The organism is Herbaspirillum sp. YR522 (assembly GCF_000282575.1).
Lineage (GTDB): Bacteria > Pseudomonadota > Gammaproteobacteria > Burkholderiales > Burkholderiaceae_D > Herbaspirillum.
Genome location: NZ_AKJA01000002.1, coordinates 1 through 1,215 on the forward strand (window position 1 = coordinate 1; position 1,215 = coordinate 1,215).

A 1,215-nucleotide genomic window follows, 5' to 3' on the forward strand; every position below is an offset into this window, starting at 1 on the left:
GGCGGCGCCGGCAGCGGCCGCTACCACCGGCACGGTGACGCTGGCCACGCCGGCCGGCACCGTATATCCCGCCTCGGTATAGGCCGGATTGCTCGTGTCGGCTACGACGGTGAAGCTTTGGCTGCCGTCAGCGGTACTCACGGTGATACCGAACGGGACCAGCGCGGCAATCGTCGGCGTGAACCGGGAAAACGTCACCTGGCCGGACGACGCAACCGCCTTGAGCCGGAACACCCCGAAGTCTGCCATCCAGCTATCGAGATCTGCATCGGTCGAGGTCGACGCCCGCGTCAGCGACAGCAGATTGATGATGAGCGCTTGAAACCACAGTCCGATGGCTGCGTTCGATTCCGCGATCGCCAGCAGAACGCTGCCGACGGTGAAGTTGATGAACTTCTTCGATTTCGCCTGGATAGCAGTGACCTGATCGCTCACCAGGGTGGCGAAGTCTTTGGTGCTGATGGCCATTTTTACCTACTGAGTGACGTTGAAATTCAAGCTGACAGGCTTGCGGGTGATGGCGTCCTGGTACTGGATCCGGACGCTGGCGCCGTTGGTGATCTGCGTGACGGTGATCACCGGATCCGGCGATCTCGACACCACCGCTTCGTTGAAGATCTGCGCCCGGATAACGCCGCGGATGGCGGCCTCGTCATAGTTCTGGCCAACGATGCCCGGCACGCCAGCGCCATAGGCCTGATGCCAGAGATAGCCCTTGGTGGCAGTCAATAGGCGCCGCAGAACGCGCTGCTGGCCCTCGATGGTGTCTTCGGCCAGCAGCAGGTCGCCAGTGGAATCCAGCGCCAGGTCGTCGCCTATGTAGTGGTGCAGGTCCATCAGCCCCCCTTTACTGTCGATGTGGCGTGCGCTGCCGGATTCATTTGCTGGGTCGGGTTGCTTGTTTGCGTGCCGGCGGCGGTGCTGGTGTGCGTGTGGCTGTTGAACAGCGCGATGAAGGCATCCGTGATGAAGCTTTTCAGTGCCTGGCCAGCGGCCCCCAAAGTGATCGACGGCGCCACTACGTTGACATTGCCGGTGGCGGTGAGGTTGATGACTGGTCCGGCGGCGTTGATCTCGACCGCCGAGTTCACCGATACCTTCCCGTCGTTGGTCAGCTTGATGGAACCGCCCAGCTTATGCATCAGCCAGAACTCGCCACTCTGTACCGCCAGCGGCCGGTCCACGTCGTTGAACGTCCGGCCGCCGGCCATGCCG

Annotated in this window: 2 protein-coding genes and 1 pseudogene; all 3 read right to left on the reverse strand. The window is 62.5% G+C overall.

All coding sequences use genetic code 11. The features are described from left to right. Nucleotides 1-468: baseplate J/gp47 family protein (locus tag PMI40_RS00010; RefSeq protein ID WP_008110818.1), on the reverse strand; the 468-nt coding region annotated here is incomplete at its 3' end. 6 nt (nucleotides 469-474) lie between these two features. Then, nucleotides 475-837, reverse strand: coding sequence for a hypothetical protein (locus PMI40_RS00015; protein WP_008110820.1), 363 nt, complete (start codon nucleotides 835-837; stop codon nucleotides 475-477). After that, nucleotides 837-1,215: pseudogene (locus PMI40_RS22800) on the reverse strand (hypothetical protein); the annotation flags it as partial. The gene PMI40_RS00015 and the pseudogene PMI40_RS22800, both read right to left, overlap by 1 nt.

What these genes read in the sequence shown, in the direction of transcription:
- PMI40_RS00015 (WP_008110820.1), bottom strand. Translation starts at nt 837, where the DNA reads ATGGACCTGCACCACTACATAGGCGACGACCTGGCGCTGGATTCCACT.